This is a genomic window from Micromonospora cremea, assembly GCF_900143515.1.
In the GTDB taxonomy this organism is placed as follows: Bacteria; Actinomycetota; Actinomycetes; order Mycobacteriales; family Micromonosporaceae; genus Micromonospora; species Micromonospora cremea.
The window spans coordinates 1,959,628-1,983,458 of the sequence record NZ_FSQT01000001.1; the positions used below are offsets into that span (position 1 = coordinate 1,959,628).

Genomic DNA, 23,831 nt, shown 5'->3' on the forward strand with positions numbered 1-23,831 from the left:
ACGCCCGGACCGCCACGGGGCGGCCTGGACGAAGTGGGTGGGTGCGGCGTCAGCGGGTACGACGAGCCGGCCAGGTCACCGACGCGGGCGTCGGGGAACGGTCAGCGCGGCGACGCGCAGCTCAGCGGTGCCGGTGGCCGGCGCGGCCGACAGCCCGGGGCAGGTCGGTACGACCGGGGCCGGGTGCAGCGGTGGGAGCGGCGGAGCGTCCGCCGTACGGATCATGACGATGTTCGTCGATGAAAGAGACGCCGTGCGTCATCGGGTCCTCCTCGGGTGTCCACGCCCTGGGGCACATCCCGACGGCCGAAGTATCCTGGCTTCCGGATCGACGCTCTCCCCCGGCCTTCCAACCGCAGACACACGGCCGTGACTCACGAGGGGGGATCACTCCCCGGTGACAGTGGCGGGACCGCGTCGGAATCACACCGACTTCCTTCACTGCCGTCAGGCCGCGAATGCTGCCACACCCGTCCGTCGCCGGTCAACGCCGGCCCCGGCACCGCCGAGCTGGTGCCAGCCATCGATATCTGACCGTTGATGGATGCTCGAACGCCAGCATCGGAATGCCCCGGTCAATGCGACACGTCCTTTGCTCTGCTTCATCCAGCGCAACAGTGACGACGCCTTTTCGTTGCGTCCGGGTAAGCAGAGCAAAGGACGCGCACACGTACTCCGGCCTGCCCCGATCGTCTGACAGGGCGGCGGCTCGCGGCCCGGTCGACCAGGGTCAGCGAATCGCCAAGGCAGCGTCCGCGATCAATCTGGCGGCGAGGACATCGTCGCCATGCGGTTCCGCCATGTGACGGCCGCGGCGGGCGCTCTCTCGCCGGGCGATCCCGACCCGGACGCGGTCCCGGCCGGCGTCGCCATGGTGGCCGACAGGGCGGCGGTGTGATGATCGACGCTGGGCAGAGCCCGACAGGCCGGCGGAATCCAGGCCGCGTCGACGGGTGCGGGCTGTGCTCAGCGGGCGTGGCGTTCCGGGTGGGCCCGGCTCCAGGTGCGCATCCGCTCCGGGTAGCCGGTGCGGGCCGCCTCGTACAGCGGCACCGCGTGCTTGCGCGCGATGGCGCCCGCCGCGCGGGGCGTGCCGGTCCGGCGGCGGATCCACTCGCCGTCGTGGGCGATCGCCACCACCGTGGTGTCGGTGGCGGTGGTCTCCGGCTCAAGGTAGAACTCCACCCCACGCCGGCTGGCGATGAACGCCTCGAGCGCGGCGAGGTCGTCCCGGGTCGCCTCCCGGTCCAACTTGGTCGGGGTCGCCTCGGCGCCCCGGGCCCGCCGACTGAACCAGCCCATGCCCGACTCCTCTCCTCGACGCCCCTCCAGTGCACCACCGGATCCTGGCAATACGCTGCACGCCGGGTGGGAGTGAGCTGACCGGACCGCGGATGGAACCCGCGGCGCCCGGGCGGTGTCATGAGTGTGATCCAACCGGAGGTCCCCCTGGACGACGACGACGTGCTCGTCACCCGCGCTCGGGCAGGTGACCTGGAGGCGTACGACCTCCTGGTCGCCCGGCACACTGCGTCCGCGTACCGGACGGCGGTGCTGCTCGGCGCGGGCTCGGACTCCGAGGACGTCATCCAGGAGGCCTTCGTGAAGGGGTACCGCAAGCTCTCCCGCTATCGGGGGGACTCGTCGTTCCGCTCCTGGCTGCTGGCGATCGTCGCCAACGAGACCCGCAACCTGCACCGGTCGCGTAGCCGCCGGGACGGCCTCGTCCTGCGCGCCGCGGCGGCGAACCCGGCGTCGGAGATCGCCGAGGACGGCGCGGTCGGCGCGGTCCTCGCCGGGGAGCGCCGCGCCGCGCTGGTGGAGGCCCTCCGCCAACTGCCGGTACGCGACCGTGAGGTGATCGTCTGCCGGTTCCTCCTCGACCTCAGCGAGGAGGAGACGGTGGCGACGTTGGGCTGGCCCCGGGGCACGGTGAAGTCGCGGACGTCCCGGGCACTGGCGAAGCTCCGCGGCCTGCTCGACCGTGAGGGGGTCCGGCGTGGATGACCTCGAACGGGAGCTGCGCGACCTCTCTTCGTGGCTGGAGACACCCGACGCGCCCGACGTGACCGCGCGCGTGCGCGCTCGGCTCACCGCGCCCCGGCGGCGCCGGTGGCGCGCCTGGGTCGCCGCGGCGCTCGTCGCTCTGCTCGTGGCGGTGCTGCCGCCGGGGCGGGCCGCCCTCGCCGACGCCGTCGCGCAACTGCTGCGCTTCGCCGGAGTCACCGTTGTCACGTCGTCCGCCCCGGTGCTGCCCACCGGCACCCCGTCGCCGTTGCCCACGCAGCGAACCGCCGCCCTGGACGAGGCACAACGGGCGGTGCGGTTCCCGATCCGCCTACCGGCGAAGCTCGGCCCGCCCGAGCAGGTGCTGGTCGCCGATCCCGACGACACGGGCGCCTGTCGGGTGGCGACGCTGCTCTACCGCGGGGGTGCGCTGCGCGTCGACGCCTTCGATGGTCGTCTCGACGTGGCGTTCCACAAGCAGTCCAGCCGGCCGGGAGCGGAGTGGGTCCATGTCAGCGGCGGCTTCGCCGTCTGGGTCGGCGGTCCGCACGTCCTGGCCTACGTGGACCGGTCCGGAGAGGTCCGGATGGAGACCGCCCGGCTCGCCGCCTCGACCCTGATCTGGCAGGAGGCCGACGTGAGCTACCGGCTTGAAGGCGACCTCACCAAGGCCGAGGCGATCGAGATCGCCAGATCGCTGGACTAGGTGTACCGCCCAGGGAGGCGCGGATCGGGAACCTGGCGGGCGCGTCCGGTGTCTTGATGGTGCGACACACGTTCCGAGTCCTCGACATCCGGAAGGGGCGAGATGGGTTCATGGGGCAGGTTGATGATGGGGTCGGTGCTCCTGCTGACGGCGTGCACGACAGCCGGTCGGTCGGCCACGCCGGTCGACGCGCCGACCAGCACGGCCTCCGCGACCGCCGCGACGAGTTGCGGCTCGCGGATCGAGACGGGGTCCCTGCCCGACTGGGCCGCCGGCGGGTTCAGCGGGGACGCCCGGGGCCCGCACGTCTTCGGCGCCAAGGGCGACATCGTGGCGGTGCTGTTCGCCCACCCGCTGGCGCAGGTCAGACAGGACGGGTCGAACAACAAGATCCTGTGGGTGTCCCGCACTGCCTCGACGTCGCCGGACGACCTGGCGATCACCGCGACGCTGCACGGCACCGACACCAGGGTGACCCGGGAGGTCGCCGGCGGTCCGGGTCCGTCGATCATCGACATGCCGCGCGCGGGTTGCTGGCACCTCGAGCTCCGCTGGTCCGGGCACACCGACACGATGGACCTGGTCTACGCCGACCGGCTGCCCTAGGTGTTCCGTCCATCGGACAGAACACCTAGGCTGCGCGGCGTGCCCGAGGACGTGCGGGAGTCGGCGGCCCGCAACAACGCCGAATGGTGCGCCGTGGTCTGCGGCAGCCATGGGCTGGCCGGCCGGACCGACGGCTACGCCTGGTCGGTTCCCCGCCGCTCCCCCACCTGGTACCCGGACGCGGTCACGCTGCGCCCCGGCGTCGACGCCGACGCCCTGCTGGCCCGGATCGACGCCGGGCCCGGCGCCTCGGTGAAGGACAGCTTCGCCGACCTCGACCTGTCCCGGTACGGCTTCCGGGTGCTCTTCGACGCACAGTGGATCCGCGGACCATCGCTGGACCCGCCCACCGGCGCTCCGCTGACCCCGGTCACCACGCCGACGCAACTCGCCACCTGGGCGGCGGCGCACGGTGGCGGGACGCTGTTCCGGCCGGCCCTGCTGGCCGATCCGCGGGTGCGGATACTGGCCCGGTACGACGACCGGGGCACGGTCGTGGGCGGCGCGGTGGTCAGCGGCGACACCGTGTACGGGGTCTCCAACCTCTTCGCCCACGGAGTCGACCCCAGCGAGATCTGGCACGGCGTCCTCGCCACCGTGCCCCGGGTACCGCTGGTCGGCTACGAATCCGGGCCGGATCTGACCCCAGCCCAGGCGGCGGGCTTCACCCGACAGGGCCCCCTCCGCGTCTGGCTCCACCCCCCCAACCCCGGTGATCATGAAGTTGGCGTCCTCGCCACCGGCGTGTCGCGCCGCCAACTTCATGAACACCGAGGCAGAACCGGGGTCAGGTGAGGAGGGCCAGGTCTTCGGGGGTCAGGCGGAGGGCGGCGGCGGCGATGTTCGCGGTCAGGTGCGCCGGGTCGCCGGTGCCGGGGATGGCCAGCACGTGCGGCCCCTGGTGCAGGGTCCAGGCCAGGCGTACCTGGTGCGGGGTGACGCCGTGGGCCCGGGCGACGGCCCGAACGGCCTCGCCCTGCTCGGGGCTCGCGCCCGCCTCCCGGCCGCTGCCGGCAAGCGCGAAGAATGGCACGTAGGCGATTCCCCGCTCGCCGCAGACGCGGACGAACTCGTCCTGCTCCCGGTAGGCGTCCACCCCGTAGTTGTTCTGCACGCAGACCACCGGCGCGATGTCCGCCACCTCCTCCAGCCGTTCGGGCCGAATGTTGGAGAGCCCGAGGTGCCGGATCAGCCCGGCGGCGCGCAGCTCGGCCAGGGCGCCGAACCGCTCGGTGAGCGGCACCGGGCCGGACCCCCGGCCGTGCCGCAGGTTCACCACGTCCAGGCAGTCCAGGCCGAGCCGACGCAGGTTCTCCTCCACCTGAGCGCGCAACTGCGCCGGGGTGAGCGCTTCGGTGAAGCCGGACACCGGGTCGTACCCGAAGCCGACCTTGGTGACGATCACCAGATCCTCGGGGTACGGGGCGAGCGCCGCCCGGATCAGCTCGGTGGCGTACCGCGCCGGGCCGGTGCCCACCCCCAGGGTCCCGCCGGGCGAGACGTAGAAGGCGGCGGTGTCGATGTGGTTGACACCCAGCTCCACGGCGCGGCGCAGCAGGGCGATCGCCCGGTCGCGGTCCGGATTGGCGGTGATCCGCATGGAGCCGAAGCCCATCCGGCGCACCGCGCGGTCACCAAGGGTCCAGCTGCCCGCCGCGGCGGCGGTGATCGAGTCGGTAGGCATCGGGCGACCGTAGCCAGCCGGGGCGCGCGGCGCAGTCGGCCGCGCGCCCGATACCGCTCGGCGGCGTTCCTTGTTAGTTTTTCTGTGCTGGCGGGGTCGGTTCGGCGGCGCCCGGCGGGCGCAGCACCGGCACCAGCGCCAGCGTCGGCAGCAGCAGCAACGGCACCACCAGCAGCGCGTGCAGGATGCCGACCCGGTCGCCGAGCAACCCCAGCAGCGGTGGCCCGCCCAGGAACGCGGTGTAGCCGATCACCGCGACCACGCTGACCCGGACGGGCGCGTGCGCCTCCTCGTCGGCCGCCGCGCTCATCCCGACCGGGAAGCCCAGCGACGCGCCGAGTCCCCAGAGCGCGACGCCGACGATGGCCACCGGCCCCGAGCCGGCCAGCACGGCCAGGCCCGCGCCGAACGCGGCGAGCAGGACGGTGCCGGTGAGCACCGGCACGCGACCCCACCGGTCCAGCGCGACCGTGCCGGCGGTACGCCCGAGAGTCATGCCGACGACGAAGACGCCGAAGACCGCCGCGCCGGCCGCCTCGCTCACGTCGCGGCCATCGACGAAGGCCACCGCCAGCCAGTCGTTGGCGCTGCCCTCGGTGAAGGCCGCCACCAGCACGAAGAGCCCGATCAGCAGGGTGCGCGGCTCTCGCCAGGCGGCGAGCTGGGCGCGGCGGCGAGCGCGCGGACCGGCGTCCGCCGTACCCTCCGCCTGATCGACGACCGGCTGGGGCAGGAACGCCCGCGCGCCGAGCACGGTGCCGGCCAGCACCACCACCGCCACACCGGCGAGATGCGTGCCGACGGGCAGGTCGAACCGGGCCGCCCCGGCCCCGAGCGCCGCGCCCGCCACCGAACCGAGGCTCCAGGCCGCGTGGAAGCGGGGCATGACGGTACGCCGCAGGCGCCGCTCCACCGCCGCGCCCTCGACATTCATCGCCACGTCGCAGGCGCCGGAGCCGTACCCGAACGCGGCCAGGCCCACCGCGACGACGACGACCGAACCGGCCACCGTGGCGCCCAGCCCGGCGACGGTCAGGCCGACCGCGACCAGCACGGTGGCGAGCGTCACGGTGCGGGCCGCGCCGAGACGCTGGGCGAGCAGGCCGGAGGTGGGCATGGCGAGCAGCGCGCCGACGCTCATCGCGAGCAGCAGCAGCCCGAGCCGGCCGGCGGAGAGGTCCAACGCCTCGCGGACCGCCGGCACCCGGGAGAACCAGCTGCCGACCGCCAGCCCGTTGAGGGTGAACACGACGGCCACGCCGTTGCGGGCGGTCCGCACGGCCCGGGAGGGCGCGGGGGCGGTGGCCGAGGGGACGGGCGGACTGGTGGCGGCGCTCACGGGGACGGTTCCTCTTCCTCGGGGTGATCTCCTGGCACGATCGCACACCTGAGAGCGCTTCCACCACAACCGGGGTGACCGCCCCTTACCGCCGGTGACCCGGGCGGGGCATGATGCCGGACAGGCGTCCGTCCGCCCGGACGGGCGGTCGGGGGGAGACAACGATGACGGCAGCGGCACACCGACCGGCCACGCTGGAGGACGTCGCGCGGGCCGCCGGGGTGTCCCGGTCCACGGCCTCACGGGTGATCGCCGGGACCGGGTTCGCCTCGCCGGCCGCCCGGGAGCAGGTCGCGGCGGCCGCCGACCGGCTCGGCTACGTGCCCAACCCGGCCGCCCGGGCACTGGTCCGCGGCGGCGGCGTACGGCTGGTGGTCGCGGTCGCCGGGCCCAGCGCGGCGGTGCTGGACGACCCGTACGTGCACCGGGTGGTCGGCTCGGCGGCCCGGGTCTGCGCGCCGGCCGCCATCGGGGTGGCGCTGCACTGGCTCCCGCTGAACGAGCCGAACAGCCTGGACCAGCTCGCCGGCGACGGCAGCGTGTGCGGGGTGGTGCTGGTGAACACCACCGAAGAGCTGCTGGACGCCGTGCCGCGGTCGCTGCGCGGCCGAATCGCCTCGATCGGCATCGGCTCGGCCACCGTCCCGTCGTTCGACGTCGACAACGGCGCCGGCGCCGACGAGGTGCTGCGCCACGTGTACGCCAGCGGTCGCCGCCGGATCGCCATGGTGACCGGCCCCCGCTGGCTGCCGTGCTCCCAACGGCCGGTGCAGGCGTACCGCCGGCTGATGCGCCAGGCGGGGCTGCCGGAGCGGGTGCTGCCCGGGGACTTCACCGCGGCGAGCGGCCGCGCGGCGGCCGGCGAGGCGTTGCGCCGCTGGCCGGACCTCGACGCGGTCTACGCGATCAGCGACGAGACCGCGCTCGGGGTGATCGCGGCGCTGCGCGACGGTGGGGTGCGGGTGCCCGGCGACGTCGCGGTGGCCGGCTTCGACGACATTCCGCTGGCCGGGATGACCGCCCCCGCGCTGACCACCGCGAGCCACCCGGTGGGCCGGATCGCCGCCGCCGCGGCCACGGCTGTGCTGGACCGGCGCCCGGCCGCGCCGGTGACCCTCTTCCCGTCCGTCCTGGTGGCCCGCGACAGCGCCTGACCCGCTGCCGACGGTTAACCTGCGGCGGGCCGGGTAACCGCGGCGCACACCCCGCCGACAGCGAGGAGCCGTGACCGTGTCCGACCCCACGCCGCCAGACCGTGAGCAGGGGAACGACTCCCGGCACGGCCGGTTGACCGCCCGCGCCCACCCGCCGGTGGCGCCGGCGCCCGCCGGGCTGATGCCGCTGAGCGCCCCCGGCGGTGGGCTGTTGGCGATGGTGTACGCCCCGGAGCCCGCCGCCGACGACGCCGCGTACCGGCTGGTGGTGCTGCTGCACGGGGCGGGCGGCTCCGCGCGGCAGGGCCTGGACCTGCTGCTGCCGGTCGCCGACGCACACCACCTGCTGCTGGTCGCCCCGCAGGCGGCCGCCAGCAGCTGGGACCTGATCGCCGGGGGCTTCGGGGTGGACGTGCGGCGCATCGACGGGCTGCTGGCCAACGTCTTCGACGGCTACCCGGTACGCGACGTGACGTTCGGCGGGTTCTCCGACGGCGCCTCGTACGCGCTCTCGCTCGGCCTGACCAACGGCGACCTGGTCGACGCGGTGCTGGCCTTCTCCCCCGGTTTCGCCGCGCCGCTGGCGACCCAGGGCCGGCCACGGATCTTCGTCTCGCACGGGGTGGACGACCGCGTCCTGCCGATCGACGTGTGCAGCCGCCGGCTCGTCCCGCACCTGCACGACCTCGGCTACGACGTCACCTACGAGGAGTTCCCCGGCGGCCACGAAATTCCCACCCCGATACGGGAGTCCGCCACCGCCTGGCTGACCACCTGAGCCCGACCGCCCGGGTGCGGGTCAGAGCGGGGGAAGGCCGAGGGCGTCGTCCACCCGGGTGAGGACGGCGACGTCGTCGTCGGGGTTGACGCCGCGCAACAGGTCGATGGCCGTGGCCCGGACCTGGCCGATGATCATGGCGAGCGGGAGGGTCTGGGTCGGCCCGAAGAGCTGTCCGGCGGTGTGCACGGCGGCCAGCGCCGCCTCGTTCGCCCGGTCGGCGTGCCGGTCGGCTGCCTCGTCCTGCCCGTCCAGGTCGGCCGCGAGGGCCGCACCGGCCTCCCGGACCGCCTCGGCCAGCGCACGGAGGGCCGCGCCCAGCTCGGGGGGCGCCGGGGATTGCAGCCGGCTGAGTGTCACCCCGGCGCGGGCCAGCACCCGGACGTTGCGTACCGCGTAGTCGATCTGCCGGATCGACTCGTCCACCGACCGCAGCCGGCCGATGTGCCGGCGCCGGCGCACGTTGAGCCGCAGCGCCTCGCCGGCCGCGAGCACCCCGTCGCGCAGCCCGTCGACCCGGGCGTCCATGCCGCGCGCCCGGGTCAGCGCGGCGACCGCCCCGGGCTCGTCGCGGCGATCCAGCGCATCGGCGATCCCGCCCAGCAGTCCGGCCAGCTCGTCGAAGGTCCGGCGTACCTCGGCGACCAGCGGGGCCAGCGGGTGCCGGGCGTCGACGAGCAGACTGACGGCGAGCGCGACCGCGCCGCCGATCAGCGCGTCGACGAAGCGGAACGGCACCAGCGACCCGTCCGGCGGTGCGACCACCACCAGGTAGAGCGCGGAGACCGCGGCCTGCACCAACGTCACGCCGGTGGCGCCGAAGGCCGCCGAGAGCAGGACGGTGAGCAGGATGACGGTGAACACCGTCCAGGTGCTGCCCGTGCCCAGCGCCTGCACCACCAGGTCCGCCACCAGCACGCCGGCGGCGACACCGAGGACGACCTCGACGGCCCGCCGGATCCGTTGTCCCCGGGCCTGGCCGAGGACGATGAGCGCCGCCGCCGGGGCGAAGAAGGGCTGCGGGTGCCCGACCAGCCGGGTGGCGAGCAGCCAGGCCACGGTCGCCGCGAGAGTCGTCTCCAGCACCGGCCGCCAGTCCCGGCGCAGCCGGTCACCGGCGACCCGCAGTCCCCTGAACCGCACCTTCGCCCACCTTCCGCACCACGTCACCGGCACCGCGAGTCCCCTCGCGATCGTCTACCATCGCGCGGTGGACCCCCTCACCGGGCTGCTCGACGGCCCCCGGGCCCGGGGCGCCTTCCTGCTCCGCTCGGTACTCGAGCCGCCGTACGCGCTACGGATCGAGGACCGAGCGCCGCTGACCGTCGTGGCGCTGGTCAGCGGCACCGCCTGGCTCGTACCGGACGACGCCGCCTCGGCGGCGCTGCGCCCCGGCGACGTGGCGGTGCTGCGCGGGCCGGACGGTTACCTCGTCGCCGACGATCCGGCCACCCCACCGCAGGTGGTGATCCATCCCGGTCAGCGCTGCACCACCCTGCGCGGCGAGCCACTGACCGAGTCGATGGCGCTGGGCGTACGCACCTGGGGCACCGGCCCACACGGGTCGACCGTGCTGCTGACCGGCACGTACCAGCTGCCCGGCGAGGTGAGCCGGCGGCTGCTCACCGCGCTGCCGCCGCTGCTGGTGGTGCCCGCCGACGAGTGGCGCAGCCCGCTGGTCCCGCTGCTGGCGCAGGAGGTGGCCCGGGACGCGCCCGGCCAGGCGGCGGTCCTGGACCGGCTGCTGGACCTGCTGCTGATCGGCGCGCTGCGCGCCTGGTTCGGCCGCCCGGACGCGGCGCCGGGCTGGTACCGGGCGGCCGGCGACCCGGTGGTCGGCCCGGCAATGCGGCTGCTGGAGAACGACCCGGCCCGACCGTGGACGGTCGCCGCGCTCGCCGCCGAGGTGGGCGTCTCCCGGGCGGTGCTGGCCCGCCGGTTCACCGACCTGGTCGGTGAGCCCCCGATGGCGTACCTGACCGGGTGGCGGCTGGCCCTCGCCGCGGACCTGTTGCGCGAACCGGACGCGACGCTGGGCGCGGTGGCCCGCCGGGTCGGCTACGCCAGCCCGTTCGCGCTGAGCACCGCGTTTCGTCGGGTCCGCGGGATCAGCCCGAGCCAGCACCGGGTCGGCGCCACCGTCGACTGATCGCCGGCGGGGTCAGCTCCCGGTCAGGGCGTGCAGCAGCGTGCGGACGGCGGCGGTCAGGTCGGCCCGGCTGGCCGGGCTGCCGGGCTCCGGGGCGGTGAGCGCGCCGGCGCCGACCAGCCGGTCGAAGAGCAGCCCGTCCACGAACGCGACGAACTGGTCGCCCTGCCGGTGCGGGTCGGTGGCGCCGGCCCGGGTCAGCAGGTCGCGGGCCTGGACCCGCAGGCCGGTGCCGTGGTGCAGGATGCCGCGCAGCTCGGGACGGTGCACGGCCTCCAGCAGGCAGGCGTAGCGGGCCAGCGTCCGGCTGCGTCCGGTGCTCAGCCAGCGGTCGAGCACCTGGGCGACGCCGGCGGCGAGCCGGTCGAGGTCGTCGCCGTCGAGCCGGGGACCCGGCGCCGGTGGTGGCGTGCCGGTCGGCAGGTCGTACGCCGCCAGGTCGGCGCGATCCCGTTCGGCGAGCCGTTCCACCACCGCCTCGATCAGCGCCTGCCGGGTCCGCAGGTACGCGGAGGTGGTGCCGGGCGGCATGTCGGCGCGGCCGTCCACCGCCCGGTGCGTCAGCGCTCGCATGCCGCCGTCGGCGATCAGCTCGATGGCCGCGTCGGCCAGCAGCGCGATCCGGTTCGTCCGGGCCGTCACGCACCTCCCCCTTTCCGATGGTCCGCAGTAGTATCACCCTTCTACAGCTGTAGAAAGGCGGTCGACATGGACGACCCGCACGCGGTGGTGGTCGGCGCCGGGATCGGCGGGCTGAGCGCGGCGCTCGCCCTGCACCGACACGGATGGCGGGTCACCGTCCTGGAGCGCGCCGCCGAGCTGCGCGAGGTCGGCGCCGGGCTCACCCTGATGGCGAACGCGCTGCGCGCGCTGGACGCGCTCGGTCTCGGCCCGGCCGTCCTCGAAGGCGAGCACGCCGAGGCGCCCGGCGGGATCCGCGACCGGCACGGCCGGTGGCTGTCCAGGGTGGACGGAGCGGAGATGACCCGCCAGCTGGGCACCACGGCGCTCGGCGTGCACCGGGCCACCCTGCACCGCATCCTGCGCGAGGCGCTGCCGGCCTCGTCGCTGCGGACCCGGGCCGAGGTGGAGCACGTCGAGCCCGGCCCGGAGCGCGCCGACGTGCGCTACCGGACGCCCGACGGCCGGCGGACGCTCACCGCCGACCTGGTGGTCGGCGCCGACGGCCTGCGCAGCCGGCTGCGCGCCCAGCTCTGGCCGCAGACCCCCGCCCCGGCGTACGCGGGCTCGACTGCTTGGCGGGCCGCCATCGCGTTCCCCGAGCCGGTGCCGGCGGCGATCAGCTGGGGTCCGGCGGCCGAGTTCGGCATGGTGCCGCTCGGCGCCGGTCAGGTCTACTGGTACGCCGCGCTCACCGCCCCGCCCGGCGGCCACGCCCCGGACGAGCTGGCCGCCGTCCGGGAGCGCTTCGGCGACTGGCACGCCCCCATCCCGGAGCTGCTGGCGGCGACCCCACCCGGGGTCGTACTGCGCAACGACATCTACCACCTGGCCACCCCGCTCCCCTCGTACGTGCGGGGGCGCGTGGTCCTGCTCGGCGACGCCGCACACGCGATGACGCCCAACCTCGGGCAGGGCGCCGGCCAGGCCATCGAGGACGCGGTGGTGCTCGGTGCGGTCTGCAGAGGCGGCCTCGACGGGCTGCCGGCCGCCCTGGCGGAGTACGACCGACTGCGTCGCCCCCGCAGCCAGGCTCTCGCCCGGGCCGCCTTCCGCGCCGGCCGGTACGGCCAGCAGCTCCGCAACCCTGTCGCCGTGGCGGTGCGGGACGCCGCGTTGCGGCTCACCCCGGCCCGGGCGGCACTTCGCGGGATGGCCCGCTACGCCGACTGGCGGCCTCCAGCGGGCTGAGCCGGTCCCGGCGGTCGTCTCAGCCGGCGGTGGCCGTGCCGGCGTACCCGGTTGCGGCGAGGAACCGGGTCAGCACCTCGACGGTGCCCGGTGTGTAGGGGCGGCCGTCGAGCACCTCGCCGCGGGGCACGAAGACCATCGCCGCCCCCTCGCCGAGCACCACGTCCTCCTGGCGGGCCCCGGTGCCGCCGATGAAGTAGTGCTTGACCCGCCCCAGCTCCGGCAGCGGCTGCACCGCGTACGGGCGCAGCGGGCCGTCGGCGCGCAGGCCGGTCTCCTCCCACAGCTCCCGCTCGGCGGTCTGCTCCGGCGTCTCCCCTGCCTCGGCGTGCCCGCCGGGCAACCCCCACACGTTGGGGTGGTAGCGGGCGTTGCCGTCGCGCAGTTGCAGCAACAGTCGTCCATCGGAATCCACCAGCAGCACACACGCGATCACGATCATTTCCGGAGCCTAGGCCGGGCGGGTGACACTGTCGGGTAGGCGCTGACGCGTCGGCAGTGGGGTGGACACGCCCTACCCTCGGATGATATGCGGTGGCGAATCGGTTACCGACTGCGCAACGCGCTCATCGTCGGCGGCACCGTCGGGATGGGCCTGTTCGGCTGGCAGACGTTGACCGCCGACGTGCCGAGCCGGCCCCCCGCCGTCGACGTCTGCAGTCTCGTCCGCCCCGAGACGATCGCCCGGCTGGTGCCCGAGGCGTCGCCGCCGACGATCGAGCCCGGCAACGGGGGATACATCTGGTGCGTATACTCCGGATCGGTGGGTGCGGGCGACGACCGGGCCGAGGTGGAGCTCTGGTTCGGTTACCACCGCCTCACCCGGGCGGAGGGCGAGTCCGCGGTGCAACGGGCCCGCGACGAAGCGCGCGCCTGGAGATGCATGATCTGCCGACCACGTCCGACGCCGGTCCGGATCGGCGACGAGTCCTACGAGTACGGCCGCACCGGCAACGACGGGCGGCAGTCGGCACAGGTCACGGCTCGGGTCGGCACGGTCGCGATCGTGGCCGAACTGGACACGCCCTACGCGTCCCGGGATGCCATTTTCGAGGCCGTGCGGAGTTTGGCGCAGGAGGTGGCCGCGCGATGCCACGCAAGATGCTGAGCGAGTCGGACCCCGTGCTGGTGCTCGTCGCCGTCACCCTCTTCCTGGGCGGCTACGCCCTGGGCAAGGTTGCCGCCACACCGGTGGAGCGCGCCCAGACCACGGTCGTGGACCGGTTGGTCGAGCCGGTACCGATACCCCCGTTGCCGGTGGCACCCCACTATCCACTGTCGACGCCGCGGCAACTGCCGTCGTCCACCGGATCGCCTGTCGGCGCGCAGTTCGCCCCGGGCGAGGCGACGCCCCTCGGCGAGCCGGGGCCGCCGGTCGCGGTGCTGGTACCCCGGGGCACCGAGTGGCGTTGCCTGGTGTTCAGTCTTGCCGGCACCGGCACCGCGTCGACCGCCGAGTGGGAGTGCTCCGAGGGGTCCCGGGACACCACCGGCAAGGGGACCTCGCTGCGCGTGCTGCTCGCACCGTGCCCGCAGCTGTGCGACGCCCAGGCGAGAGCCCGGTTACGGCCGCCCTTCGTGGACCGGCCCACCCGGGCAGTCGACGACACCACCTGGCTCGCCGACGGCTCGATCGCACCGGATCAGCTGAACGGCCCGGCCCTGCACCTGATGGAGCACGTCTGGGCGGCGCCGGCCGGACTGCTGGGACCGGGCTCCCCGGGCCAGACCCTCTACGTGGCGGCCCGCGTGACGAACCGGCCCGCCGACCGGGCAACCGCGGAAAAGATCATGAGCAGCCTGCGCAGCCAGATGTAGCGCCGAGGCGCGTGAAAAATCGCGTTGAGCCCAAAACTCCAGAGTAGTCATTTGTGCCGGCGCCGGCCTCGGCCGAACATGACAGCACACCGGTAATATCGGCGACCGCGTTGTGACTGATCGCCGACTGCTCGTGTGAATGCGATCACACACACTGAGCGCATGAACAGGAGAGTCAACCGCGGTAGGGCACTCCGCGTCGCGGTGTGTCTCCTCCTTCTCGCCGTTCTGAGCGGCTGCATTCAGGACGGTCGAGGGCGCAGCGTTCTCGTCCGGCACGCACCGCCAACGCCCGATATCGTCGTACCAGTATTTCCGGGACTGGAACGACCCGTGTTCACCCGATTCTGGGCCGCTCAACTCAACATGGGGCTCACCGTCAACACCGACGACACAGTCGACGGGCAGCTGCTGCTGACTGCTCACAGGTCCCGGCTGGTCGCCTTGAACAAGAATATCCCGGCGGCCATCGCCGAGTTGCGCCAGAACATCCCCGCGCTGCCGCCCGGCGAGGAGACCGGCTACGAGGACGGCAATCTCTTCGGCACCCAGATCAGTTACCGCAAGGCACCACTGACGACCTTCGACCGCGAGAGCATGAAACTGGTCCGGGACAACGATTTCTACCGCTTCACGCTGCCGCTCGATCCGACGAAATACGGCAGAAAAGCAGCCGAACAGAATCCGCAAAACCAGCAGGCATTCCTCAAGCTGATGTCGTTCGAGATCTCGGTGACATTTCCCGGCCGAGTGATCGACACCAATGGCACCGTCAACGGCCGGTCGGTCAGCTGGAAGGTGAACTCCAACCAGGACAAGCCGATCGAGCTGCGGGCCGTCGCCGAGGCACCGCCCCGACCGTCGGCCTCGCCGGTCGCCGCCGCCGACGGAGGCGGGTTCCCCTGGCTGCTGATCGTCGGCGGGCTGCTCCTCCTGCTGCTGCTCGCCGCGGTGGGCGTACTCCTGCTGCGTCGCCGCCGCCCGGCGGCGCCCGCCGCACCGGGCGCGACCGCAACGGGACCGACCTCGCCGGGCCCGCCCGCCGGCGCGCCCGGGCCCGGCTGATCCATCCGGTGGCCGGCCCTGCCGGCCACGCCCTGCCCCGGCCGCCCGGCCACGACGGCGACCGGCCCCGGTGCTCCCACCCGGGAGCACCGGACCTCACCACCACATCCCGGTCGCACCATCGCAGAAAAGGGGGATCGCCGTGAACGATCTCTTCACCTGGGCCGCCCTGGGCAGCCTCGCCGGCGCAAGCGCCGCCACCCTGCTGGCCACCAACGTCATCGGCGGGCTGATCGGCCCCAGCGGCGACAAGATCCGCAAGTGGATCGCCATCGGCATCGCGCTCCTGCTGTCCTACGTGACCGCGGCGTTCGCCGACGACGCCGGCGGCGAAAAGTGGATCATCGCGTTCTTCAACGCACTGGTGATCTTCTCCGCCGCGCTCGGCGTCAACCAGTTCCCGCCCGGCAACCGGCAGGCGACCCAGCCGTCGCCGACCCAGGTCGCGCAGGGTCGCGAGCCCCGTGTCTTCCGGTCCTGGGTCTGAAGGGGTGACGTCATGGTCTTCGGAATCATCAGCGCGGCGGTCCAGGTCGGCTTCGGCGCCCTGCTCGGCCTCCTGGCCGGCGGCCCGATCGGGCTGCTGATCGGCGCCGTCGTGGGCCTGCTGGTCGGCGCGGTCTTCGGCTGGGCGACGGCCTCCGCCGGGGTGGACGCATCGGATACCCGCGGCATCTTCCTCTTCATCGTCGACCACACCTGGAGCCTGCTGAACACGGTCGTCGGTGCCATCTACCTGGCCGTGCACCTGCTCTTCGGGCACTCGCTGGATCGGCCCACCTCGCAGGGCAGCGGCCGGGTCAGCCTGGTGGAGGGTGTCTCGCCCCGCTACGCCACCACCATCGGCACCGTCTGCGCCGGCTCCAGCCCGGGCATCCAGCGGCACGAGGACGTGCACATCTTCCAGGGCCGCCTGCTCGGCCCGCTCTACATCCCACTGGTGCTGGCGAACTACGTGCTGTTCACCATCGCACCGGTGTGGCTGCTCTACCACGACCACACCAACGCGCCGATCAACCGGTTCACCCGCTACTTCGAGATCGGCGTCTACCCGCACGTGTGGAACGAGGCCATCGCGTACCGGATTCAGGGGACGCCACCGCGATGAGCACCGACGGGCGCGGACCGATCGAGACGGCGACCGCCGAGTTGGCCGCCTGGCTGACCAGCGCGGCGGGGGAAACCGTCCCGGTCGGCCCGCCCCGTACCGACGGCGACGCCGCCGGGCTCACCCTCTGGCCGATGGAGCTGCGTTCGGCGCGGCAGACCCGCTCCAGCGGCGCGGTCCGCGAGCCGTACCGGTTCACGGTCCGCTACCTGCTCTGCGTGACCGGTCCGGCCGGGCTGCCCCGGCTGGACCGGGTGCTCACCGCCGCGACCCGCGACGGTCGCTACCCGGTGGTGCTGGAGGCCGGGGAGGCGCCGCTGTGGACCGCGTTCGGCACCGCGCCACGCCCCGGGCTGCTGATCGACGTGCCGGCGCAGGTGGACCACCCGACCCCGGCCGCGCCGCCGGTGCTGCAACCGCTGCGGCTGCGGCAACTGGAGCTGCGCACGCTCACCGGCCGGGTGGTCGGCCCCGAGGAGCAACCCCTCGCCGCGATGCGGGTCGAGCTGCCCGGCACGTCGTCCGTCACCCGCACCGACCCCGACGGCCGGTTCCTGATCGTCGGTGTACCGCACGACCCCGAGCGCCCGGGCCCGGTCCGGCTCCGGCTGACCGGGCGCGGGCTCGTGCTCACCGCCGAGGTCGACCCCGCCGAACCCGACATCGTCATCGTCTGCGCGCCACCGACCCACTGACGCCCACCCGCACAGGAGGACCGATGCCCAGCTACTTCTCCCCCGGCATCTACGTCGAGGAGGTCCCCAGCGGCGCCCGACCGATCGGACCGGCGAGCACCAGCATCGCCGCCTTCGTCGGCGTCGCCCCGGACCGCTCCGCCCAACTGGGTAAGGCGGTGCCGGTCAACAACTGGACCGAGTTCCTGCGGCTCTACGCCGGCGGGGAGCAGGCGGAGAGCACCGCGCTGGCCCGGGCGGTCTTCGGCTTCCTGGACAACGGCGGCGCCCGCTGCTGGGTGGTCAACGTCGGTGAGGGCGGCGCGATCAGCGGCACCGGGCAGCGGCGCGGCGGCCTGCAACTGCTGGAGGCGATCGACGAGATCTCCATCATCGCCGCGCCCGGCTTCCACGACGTCGTCGCGCACGAGGCGCTGCTGAGCATGGCCGAGCGGACCCGCACCATGGTGGCGATCTGCGACCCGGCGCCCGACATCGACGACATCTCCGCGTTGACCCGGGTCGCCACGCCGTCCTCCGGCAAGCCCCCCAAGCCCGCCGAGGGCGCGGGCGGGGGCCCGGCCAGCGGCTCGGGCGGCGGTTCCGGCGGCGGTCCTGGCGGCTCGGGTGGCCACGAGGGGGCGGCGTACCGGCCCCGGCAGTCGGAGTTCGGCGCCTTCTACTACCCGTGGCTGCGCGTGCGCGACCCGATCAGCGGGGAGCTGGAGCTGACCCCGCCGAGCGGTCACCTGGCCGGCATCTGGGCCCGCACCGACGCGCTGCGCGGCGTGCACAAGGCGCCGGCCAACGAGCCGGTCCGCGGCGCCGTCGACCTGGGCTACCTGGTCACCCGGCCGGAGCACGACGTGCTGAACCCCAAGGGCGTCAACGTGATCCGCTACTTCGCCGGTGAGGGCATCCGGGTCTGGGGCGCCCGTACGCTCGCCGCCGAAGCGAGCGAATGGCGCTACCTCAACGTGCGTCGGCTCAGCATCGCCATCGAGCAGGCCATCGCCAACGGCACCCGGTGGATGGTCTTCGAGCCCAACGACTTCACCCTCTGGCGCTCGATCCGGCGCGACATCGGGGCGTTCCTGACCCGGGTGTGGCGCGACGGCGCGCTGCTCGGGCGCAGCCCCGAGGAGGCGTTCTTCGTCAAGTGCGACGAGGAGACCAACCCGGCGGAGGTCCGCGACGCGGGCATGGTGATCGCCCACATCGGCATCGCCGTCGTCAAGCCCGCCGAATTCGTGGTGTTCAAGCTGAGCCAGTGGGCCGGCGGCACCGAGACCGAGACGATCGGAGGCTGACATGCCCACCACAGCCACCCCGCAACCGGGTGCCCCGGTCGACCCGTACCGGGCGTACAACTTCCGGCTGCTCATCAACGGCGTCACCAACGGCCACTTCACCGAAATGAGCGGGCTGGAGGTGAACATCCCCGGCCAGCCGTACCGGGAGCACGGCCTGGGCCGGATGCGGATGGTGCCGGGTCAGGCGGAGTACGAGCCGGTGACGCTGCACTTCGGGCTCACCGCGTCCCGGGAGCTGTGGGACTGGGTGCACGCCACGGCCCAGGGCACCCTCAACCGCCGCAACGTCTCGGTGGTGCTGCTGGACTCCGTCGGGACCGCCGAGGTGCTGCGCTGGAACCTGATCGACGCCTGGCCCACCCGGTGGCGCGGGGCGCACCTCAACACACTCAGCCACGAGATCGCCGTCGCATCGCTGACCCTGCGCTACGAGGGTCTGGAGTTGGAGACCGGCGGTGCCACCGCGCCGACTCCCGCGTAGCTGGCTCGCCGGCCGGCTGCGCTCAGCGGCCGGGGCGGTGCAGCGCCTCGCCGGGCGCGTCGAACCCCCCGGCGCGACCGGGCACCGGCCGTCGGACGTTCGCGCGGCCGCGCCGCGCCGCTTCGGGGAGCCACCGCAGCACTGGCTGGACCTCGTCGCCGCACACGCCCCCGGTCTGTTGCAGGACCTGGACCTCGACGGGCCGCCGGCCAGGCACGCCGCTGGCGACGGTACGGACGGACACCACGGCGGGCCCGACCACGAGGACGCCGTCCGGCGCGCAGAGGCCGGCGATGGGGCGGGCGGGGCCACCGAGGGATCGGGCCGTCACCGGCCCACAGCCGACCCATCGGGTGGGTCCGGGGGGTATGACGCTGCCGAGTTCGGCGGTCCTGCCAGCGCTGGCCGCCCGGATGGCGCGTCCGGAGTTCCTGATACGGGCGGGTTCGGAGTGCCCGTTGCGGGTGGTGCATCCGGCGGGCCGAGGGCGCGCCGGTTCGGAGTGCTTGGCGCGGATGGTGCAGCTGATCGGATCGGCGATGTGAACCCAGGCAGCGGCGGCGGCTCGTCCGGTCGGGGCGCCAGGATCGACGCAGCCGGCTCCGCGGACGCGGGCGCTCCCGGCACCACGGGCATGTTTGGCGTGGGGATGGAGTTCGGGGCGCCGGATGGCCTGGCGGCCGACGGCACGAGGCCAGCCCGACCGCGCTTCCGCCGTGGGTTCGCTTCGCCGCCCGGGCCGGGTGCGCCGGCAGGGTCGACTGCGTTGGCGGGATCGGGTCCATCGGCGGGATCGGGTTCGAGCTCGGGGCTCGGCGGACCGGCGCAATGGGCTGCCTCCGACGTCGTTGCCGGGATGGGCGGGGACCGGCCGCCGCGATCCGGACAGGCGGGGGAACACGTTGCGCCATTCCGGCCGATGATCCGTCCTGCCGTCCCCGGCCCACCGCATCCGCCCGCCGGCACCGGCCCTTCGCACGGATCCGAGCACCCCGCAGCGGCCTCGCCCTCCACCGCCGCGCGCGACCCCCGCGGGCCGGGCCGCGTCGTGGACGGTTTCGGCCGCTCCAGGGGCACTTTCCCACCACGATCTGCTGTCGGATCCGAGCGCGGGCCGGATGAATGGGGCAGCGACCGGTCCACGGCGGGCGGTAGCAGGCACCCGGCGGGAACGAGCGGCTTTGAGACGGGCAGCGATGGGTCCGAGGTCGGTCGAGGCGGGCTCGGGACGGGCGGTGGTCGAGCGGGGCGGCCGGGCGTGGCTTCGGCGGCGACTGGAGACGCGCCGCGCGGGCCGCACCCGGGCGAGGCCGAAAAGCGAGCGGGGCCCACGGGCCCGATGGGGCCCGCGACGGGTGGTGGCCCGCTCGACGTGGCCCGCGCCGCCGGCAGCGGACCCTGGCCGGCACTGCCCGACGAGCCGGCGTGGCCCGGGCACCGGCCCGGCGGGGCGGAGGCGGTCACCGGCGGAGCGGTCATCGGCGCGGCGTGGACGGGTGGGTCGGGGCGCGGCCCGTTCGGCGGAGGGTGGTTGGCGGTGACCGGCGATCTGTGGCCGGCGCTGCCGGACGACCGCCTGCTGTGGACGGTGCCCGATGCGGCGCTGGACGCGACTGATCTGGGCCGGCTGGAACGGGAACAGGCGGGTGACTGATGGAACGCGTCGCCTTCCTCATCGACTCCTCCGGCGAACGGGTGGACTGCCTGCTCAACCCGGAGACCGTGCAGGTGACCCGGCTGGCCGGGGTACGCCATCGGGCGGCCGCCGGTGGGCAGCTCACCGGGTCCGGGCTGGCCGACGACCCGCTGGTCTTCACCGGCGGCGGCCGGACCGAGCTGGTGCTCGACCTGCTCTTCGACGTCGATTTCGTGGAGGCGCAGGTTCGTCCGGGTGACGTACGGGTCCTCACCCGTCCGTTGTGGATGCTGGCGGAGAACTCCACCGCCGAGCACGGGTGGCTGCGTCCGCCGCTGGTCCGGCTGGTCTGGGGCAAGACCTGGAACGTGCCCGGCGTCATCATCGCGGTGGCCGAACGGTTCGACGCGTTCACCGGCACCGGTTCGCCGCGCCGCTCCTGGCTGCGGCTGAAGCTGGTCCGGGCCGCCGAGACGGCCGATCAGGCGGAGGCCGGCTTCGCCGAGGAGTTGGCCGCGGCGAGCACCCCGACCGCCGCTCCGGGCAGCGCGGTGGTCGCCGCCGGTGACGGCGCCGCCGAGCCCGGTCGCTCCGGGGTGCGCTTCGATCTGCTGGCCAACGACGCGCTCGGCTCACCGCTGCGCTGGCGGCTGCTGGCTGAGCACAACCGGGTCACCGATCCGCTGGCCGTGCCGGCCGGCACCACGCTGGCCGTCCCGCCGCCCGGCGGCCCGGCCGGCGGTAGCGCGGGCGCGTCCGCGTTGACGGATGCGGTGGTCGGGATGGCGAGGGCGGTGGCCGGTGCGGTGGGTGCCGGCGCGTCCTTCGTGGGCACCTCGATCGCCACCGCGCCCGCGGCCTGGGGAGCGACCGGAACGACGACCGGCCCGGCACCGACCGGCGCCAGCCCGGCCAGCACCAACCCCGCCGGCACGAGCCCGGGCGGCACCGGTCTGGGCGGCGCGCCGTGACCAGCGTCGCGCCCCGGGCGCTGACCGTCCTGCTCGACGGCGTCGAGCTGGCCGGCGCGGCCCGCCAGCGGATCCGCTCGCTGCGGGTGGCCGCCCGGCTCGACCAGCCCACCCAGGCCGAGCTGGTGCTCGCCACCACCGCTGGGAGCGGCGCGTTCGACCCCGCGGTACGCCCCGGCACGGCACTCGACGTACGGCTCGCCGATCACCCCGACGCGCTTTTCACCGGGGAGGTCACCTGCGTGGAGGTCGAGTACGGCGCCGACGGCGCGGCGGTGCTGCGCCTGCGGGCGTACGACGCGCTGCACCGGCTGCGCAAGCGACAGGGGCTGCGGGTGTTCACCTCGGTGACCGCCGCCGAGCTGGCCCGGGACCTGTGCGGCGAGGTCGGGCTGACGGTGACGGCGGAGACCGACGGGCCGCGGCTGGAGCGGCTGCTCCAGCACCGGCACAGCGATCTGGAGCTGCTGCGCGAGATGACCGGCCGCGCCGGGCTGCACCTGGCCACCGACGGCGACGGGGTCCGGCTAATCACCCTCGCCGGGTACGGGGAACCGGTCGCGTTGGCCCTCGGCGCGGGCGTGCACACCCTGCGGCTGGCGACCAACCTGGACCAGGCCAGCGGCGCAAGCGCGGCGCTGGGCTGGCATCCACAGCGGGCCGAACCGATCAGCCAGCAGGCCGACGAGGCGCGCTGCGGCCGGCCGGCCGGTGACCGGCCGGACCCGGCGGACGTGGGCGCCGACGGGGTACGCACCGCCGTCGACCAGCCCGGCCGCAGCGACGACGAGCTGGCCGCGTTGGCCCAGGCCCGGCTGGACACCCGCGCCGCCGCGCTGGTCACCGCCGAGGGGGTGGCCGAGGGCGACCCGGCGCTGCGCCCCGGCCGGCGGATCGACCTGACCGGCGTGCCCGACCCGGTCGCCGGGGCGTACGTGCTGACCGAGGTGGTGCACACCGTGGACGGCAACGGGCACCTGACCCGGTTCTCCACCGTGCCACCGGCCGCGCCGCCCACCGCGTCGACCACCGGGGCGGTGGTCACGCTCGGGACGGTCACCGACGTCGCCGACCCGGACGGGCTGGGCCGGGTCCGGCTGACCCTGCCGGCGTACGGGGACCTGGACGCCGGGTGGCTCGGCGTGCTCTGTCCCGGTGCCGGGCGCGGCAAGGGGCTGGTGGCACTCCCCGACCCGGACGACACCGTGCTGGTGGTGCTGCCCGGCGGCGAGCCGGCCTCCGGCATCGTGCTCGGCTCGCTGTTCGGGGCCGTCGAGCCGTACGACGCGGGCATCGACGACGGCCGGGCCCGCCGTTGGACGCTGCGGACCGCCGGAGGGCAGTCGATCGTCGTCGACGACGTGCAGCGCAGCCTGCGGCTGGCCACCGAGGGCGGCAGCTGGCTGGAGCTCACCCCCGACCTGGCCACCCTGCACGCGGCGACCGACCTGGTGATCTCCGCGCCCGGCCGGGCCATGGTGGTTCGCGCCCGCAGCGTGGACTTCCTGCACGCCGAGGCGACCGAGGACCCGACCACCGCGGCGGAGCGGGCCCGTGCGCTCGCCCGCGCACACCACGAAGGAGGCGGCTGATGCGCTGGATCCACCGCGACTCGGTGATCACCTGCGACCACGACGGCCGGGTCGAGAACCGGCCCTCGCAGCGGTGGGTGACCGTCACCGGCGTGCCGGTGCTGGTGGACGACGACCCGGAGGGACGGAAGATCATCGCCTGCCCGAACTACGGCCCGACCATCAAGCCGTGCACGACGACCGAGAGCCTGCGCGTCGGCTACAGCGACTGGCTGCGGGTCGACGGGCAGCGGGTGGTGCTGTCCCACCTGGAGGGGTTCACCAACGGGACGCCGCCCAACGTGGTCCATCACACGGTGCGCGACCCGCGCCAGCGGTTCCTGGGGGCGGACCGGTGAGGGCGTTCCGCTTCGTCGGCGCCGGCTTCGATGCCGGGCGCAGCGGCGGCCTGGCGCTCACCGCGGCCGGTGGCCTGGCCATGACCGAAGGCGACGAGACCGTACGCCAGGCGCTGTTCCTGCTGTTGTCGACCACGCCGGGCGAGCGGCTGATGCGACCCGGGTACGGCTCCCGGCTGCACCGGCTGATCTTCGCGCCCAACGACGACACCACCGCCGGGCTGGCCATCCACTACGTGCGCCAGGCGATCGCCCGCTGGGAGCCCCGGGTCGAGGTGATCGACGTGGACGCCGGGCCGGATCCGGACGACGCGTGGCGGCTGGTGATCCGGCTGGACTACCGGGTGCGCGCCAGCCTGGCCCCCGGGCAGCTGGTCTTCTCCGTGGACCTGCTCCCGATCGACGAACCGGCACCGGGAGGACCGTCTTGACATCCTCCACCGCCGTGAAGGGCGGGGATTCCCTCGGTCGCCCGAGGGGGTTCCTGCTTCACCGGGCCGCGCCTTCGCCGCTTGCGCGGGTCGGGTCTTACCGTCCCTC

General features: G+C 74.3%; 29 protein-coding genes and 1 riboswitch. Of the genes, 21 read left to right on the forward strand and 8 right to left on the reverse strand.

Features of this window, described 5'->3' with window-relative positions:
- Positions 1-75: 75 nt before the first annotated feature.
- Together BUS84_RS38175 and BUS84_RS09005 are read right to left on the reverse strand one after the other, a co-directional pair.
- Complete coding sequence (locus BUS84_RS38175; RefSeq protein WP_159451000.1) at positions 76-225, reverse strand: hypothetical protein; 150 nt, start codon at positions 223-225, stop codon at positions 76-78.
- A 62-nt stretch (positions 226-287) separates the two neighbouring features.
- Positions 288-464, reverse strand: a riboswitch (cobalamin riboswitch).
- A 502-nt stretch (positions 465-966) separates the two neighbouring features.
- On the reverse strand, positions 967-1,302 hold the full coding sequence (locus BUS84_RS09005) for a hypothetical protein (RefSeq protein ID WP_074310459.1): 336 nt from the start codon (positions 1,300-1,302) through the stop codon (positions 967-969).
- A 120-nt stretch (positions 1,303-1,422) separates the two neighbouring features.
- Between BUS84_RS09005 and BUS84_RS09010 the strand changes: the two genes are divergently transcribed.
- The 4 genes from BUS84_RS09010 to BUS84_RS09025 all read left to right on the forward strand — a co-directional run bounded on the left by BUS84_RS09010 (position 1,423) and on the right by BUS84_RS09025 (position 4,114).
- Positions 1,423-2,007, forward strand: a complete 585-nt coding sequence (locus BUS84_RS09010; protein ID WP_074310461.1) for an RNA polymerase sigma factor — start codon at positions 1,423-1,425, stop codon at positions 2,005-2,007.
- A complete protein-coding gene (locus BUS84_RS09015) occupies positions 2,000-2,713 on the forward strand; it encodes a hypothetical protein (RefSeq protein ID WP_074310463.1) in 714 nt (237 codons plus the stop codon). The genes BUS84_RS09010 and BUS84_RS09015 overlap by 8 nt, the downstream gene beginning before the upstream one ends.
- A gap of 126 nt (positions 2,714-2,839) precedes the next feature.
- Positions 2,840-3,319 (forward strand): hypothetical protein, encoded by a 480-nt coding sequence (locus tag BUS84_RS09020; RefSeq protein ID WP_244298443.1) that lies wholly within the window; start codon positions 2,840-2,842, stop codon positions 3,317-3,319.
- 39 nt (positions 3,320-3,358) lie between these two features.
- Entirely contained in the window at positions 3,359-4,114 is a 756-nt protein-coding gene (locus BUS84_RS09025; protein WP_208869556.1) for a hypothetical protein, read from the forward strand.
- Here the strand turns inward: BUS84_RS09025 and BUS84_RS09030 are convergent.
- Together BUS84_RS09030 and BUS84_RS09035 are read right to left on the reverse strand one after the other, a co-directional pair.
- Positions 4,107-5,003: an aldo/keto reductase gene (locus tag BUS84_RS09030; protein WP_074310467.1), complete on the reverse strand. Its 897-nt coding sequence runs from the start codon at positions 5,001-5,003 to the stop codon at positions 4,107-4,109. The genes BUS84_RS09025 and BUS84_RS09030 overlap by 8 nt on opposite strands.
- A gap of 73 nt (positions 5,004-5,076) precedes the next feature.
- Positions 5,077-6,342 (reverse strand): MFS transporter, encoded by a 1,266-nt coding sequence (locus BUS84_RS09035; protein WP_074310469.1) that lies wholly within the window; start codon positions 6,340-6,342, stop codon positions 5,077-5,079.
- Between the two features lie 164 nt (positions 6,343-6,506).
- Between BUS84_RS09035 and BUS84_RS09040 the strand changes: the two genes are divergently transcribed.
- Positions 6,507-7,496 (forward strand): LacI family DNA-binding transcriptional regulator, encoded by a 990-nt coding sequence (locus tag BUS84_RS09040; protein WP_074310471.1) that lies wholly within the window; start codon positions 6,507-6,509, stop codon positions 7,494-7,496.
- A gap of 76 nt (positions 7,497-7,572) precedes the next feature.
- The gene (locus BUS84_RS09045) at positions 7,573-8,274 is read left to right on the forward strand and encodes an alpha/beta hydrolase (protein ID WP_074312364.1); all 702 of its coding nucleotides are present in this window, start codon (positions 7,573-7,575) and stop codon (positions 8,272-8,274) included.
- A gap of 21 nt (positions 8,275-8,295) precedes the next feature.
- Here the strand turns inward: BUS84_RS09045 and BUS84_RS09050 are convergent, their stop codons facing one another.
- Positions 8,296-9,417: an FUSC family protein gene (locus BUS84_RS09050; RefSeq protein ID WP_084757298.1), complete on the reverse strand. Its 1,122-nt coding sequence runs from the start codon at positions 9,415-9,417 to the stop codon at positions 8,296-8,298.
- Between the two features lie 67 nt (positions 9,418-9,484).
- On the opposite strand from BUS84_RS09050, the gene BUS84_RS09055 reads away from it, so the two are divergent.
- Positions 9,485-10,423, forward strand: coding sequence for an AraC family transcriptional regulator (locus tag BUS84_RS09055; RefSeq protein WP_074310473.1), 939 nt, complete (start codon positions 9,485-9,487; stop codon positions 10,421-10,423).
- A 12-nt stretch (positions 10,424-10,435) separates the two neighbouring features.
- Here the strand turns inward: BUS84_RS09055 and BUS84_RS09060 are convergent, their stop codons facing one another.
- On the reverse strand, positions 10,436-11,065 hold the full coding sequence (locus BUS84_RS09060; protein ID WP_074310475.1) for a TetR/AcrR family transcriptional regulator: 630 nt from the start codon (positions 11,063-11,065) through the stop codon (positions 10,436-10,438).
- A gap of 66 nt (positions 11,066-11,131) precedes the next feature.
- Here BUS84_RS09060 and BUS84_RS09065 point away from each other — a divergent pair, with 66 nt between their 5' ends.
- Complete coding sequence (locus tag BUS84_RS09065) at positions 11,132-12,295, forward strand: FAD-dependent oxidoreductase (protein ID WP_074310477.1); 1,164 nt, start codon at positions 11,132-11,134, stop codon at positions 12,293-12,295.
- A 19-nt stretch (positions 12,296-12,314) separates the two neighbouring features.
- Here BUS84_RS09065 and BUS84_RS09070 read toward each other — a convergent pair whose 3' ends face one another.
- Positions 12,315-12,737, reverse strand: a complete 423-nt coding sequence (locus tag BUS84_RS09070) for an NUDIX hydrolase (RefSeq protein ID WP_074310479.1) — start codon at positions 12,735-12,737, stop codon at positions 12,315-12,317.
- An 87-nt stretch (positions 12,738-12,824) separates the two neighbouring features.
- On the opposite strand from BUS84_RS09070, the gene BUS84_RS09075 reads away from it, so the two are divergent.
- From BUS84_RS09075 to BUS84_RS09110, 8 genes are all read left to right on the forward strand, one after another.
- Complete coding sequence (locus BUS84_RS09075) at positions 12,825-13,403, forward strand: hypothetical protein (protein ID WP_074310481.1); 579 nt, start codon at positions 12,825-12,827, stop codon at positions 13,401-13,403.
- Positions 13,385-14,113, forward strand: coding sequence for a hypothetical protein (locus BUS84_RS09080; protein WP_143728298.1), 729 nt, complete (start codon positions 13,385-13,387; stop codon positions 14,111-14,113). Before BUS84_RS09075 ends, BUS84_RS09080 begins: the two co-directional genes overlap by 19 nt.
- 135 nt (positions 14,114-14,248) lie before the next feature.
- Positions 14,249-15,178, forward strand: a complete 930-nt coding sequence (locus BUS84_RS09085; protein WP_244298444.1) for an LppM family (lipo)protein — start codon at positions 14,249-14,251, stop codon at positions 15,176-15,178.
- A gap of 142 nt (positions 15,179-15,320) precedes the next feature.
- Positions 15,321-15,665, forward strand: a complete 345-nt coding sequence (locus BUS84_RS09090; RefSeq protein ID WP_074310485.1) for a hypothetical protein — start codon at positions 15,321-15,323, stop codon at positions 15,663-15,665.
- A 12-nt stretch (positions 15,666-15,677) separates the two neighbouring features.
- Positions 15,678-16,286, forward strand: a complete 609-nt coding sequence (locus tag BUS84_RS09095; protein WP_074310487.1) for a glycine zipper family protein — start codon at positions 15,678-15,680, stop codon at positions 16,284-16,286.
- The gene (locus BUS84_RS09100; protein ID WP_074310489.1) at positions 16,283-16,981 is read left to right on the forward strand and encodes a carboxypeptidase-like regulatory domain-containing protein; all 699 of its coding nucleotides are present in this window, start codon (positions 16,283-16,285) and stop codon (positions 16,979-16,981) included. The genes BUS84_RS09095 and BUS84_RS09100 overlap by 4 nt, the downstream gene beginning before the upstream one ends.
- Positions 16,982-17,004: 23 nt before the next feature.
- Positions 17,005-18,270: a phage tail sheath family protein gene (locus BUS84_RS09105; protein ID WP_074310491.1), complete on the forward strand. Its 1,266-nt coding sequence runs from the start codon at positions 17,005-17,007 to the stop codon at positions 18,268-18,270.
- A gap of 1 nt (position 18,271) precedes the next feature.
- The gene (locus BUS84_RS09110; protein WP_074310493.1) at positions 18,272-18,754 is read left to right on the forward strand and encodes a phage tail protein; all 483 of its coding nucleotides are present in this window, start codon (positions 18,272-18,274) and stop codon (positions 18,752-18,754) included.
- Between the two features lie 22 nt (positions 18,755-18,776).
- Here BUS84_RS09110 and BUS84_RS09115 read toward each other — a convergent pair whose 3' ends face one another.
- Positions 18,777-19,085 carry a hypothetical protein gene (locus BUS84_RS09115; protein ID WP_074310495.1) on the reverse strand — a complete coding sequence of 103 codons (309 nt, stop codon included), beginning with the start codon at positions 19,083-19,085 and terminating at the stop codon, positions 18,777-18,779.
- Positions 19,086-20,093: 1,008 nt separating this feature from the next.
- Here BUS84_RS09115 and BUS84_RS09120 point away from each other — a divergent pair.
- From BUS84_RS09120 to BUS84_RS09140, 5 genes are read left to right on the forward strand one after another with little or no spacing between them, the layout of a single operon-like run.
- Complete coding sequence (locus tag BUS84_RS09120; protein WP_074310497.1) at positions 20,094-20,408, forward strand: hypothetical protein; 315 nt, start codon at positions 20,094-20,096, stop codon at positions 20,406-20,408.
- Positions 20,408-21,361: a CIS tube protein gene (locus BUS84_RS09125; RefSeq protein WP_074310499.1), complete on the forward strand. Its 954-nt coding sequence runs from the start codon at positions 20,408-20,410 to the stop codon at positions 21,359-21,361. Before BUS84_RS09120 ends, BUS84_RS09125 begins: the two co-directional genes overlap by 1 nt.
- Positions 21,358-22,953, forward strand: a complete 1,596-nt coding sequence (locus BUS84_RS09130) for a contractile injection system protein, VgrG/Pvc8 family (protein WP_074310501.1) — start codon at positions 21,358-21,360, stop codon at positions 22,951-22,953. Before BUS84_RS09125 ends, BUS84_RS09130 begins: the two co-directional genes overlap by 4 nt.
- Positions 22,953-23,291 (forward strand): hypothetical protein, encoded by a 339-nt coding sequence (locus BUS84_RS09135; RefSeq protein WP_074310503.1) that lies wholly within the window; start codon positions 22,953-22,955, stop codon positions 23,289-23,291. Before BUS84_RS09130 ends, BUS84_RS09135 begins: the two co-directional genes overlap by 1 nt.
- On the forward strand, positions 23,288-23,722 hold the full coding sequence (locus BUS84_RS09140; RefSeq protein ID WP_074310505.1) for a GPW/gp25 family protein: 435 nt from the start codon (positions 23,288-23,290) through the stop codon (positions 23,720-23,722). The genes BUS84_RS09135 and BUS84_RS09140 overlap by 4 nt, the downstream gene beginning before the upstream one ends.
- Positions 23,723-23,831 lie beyond the last annotated feature (109 nt).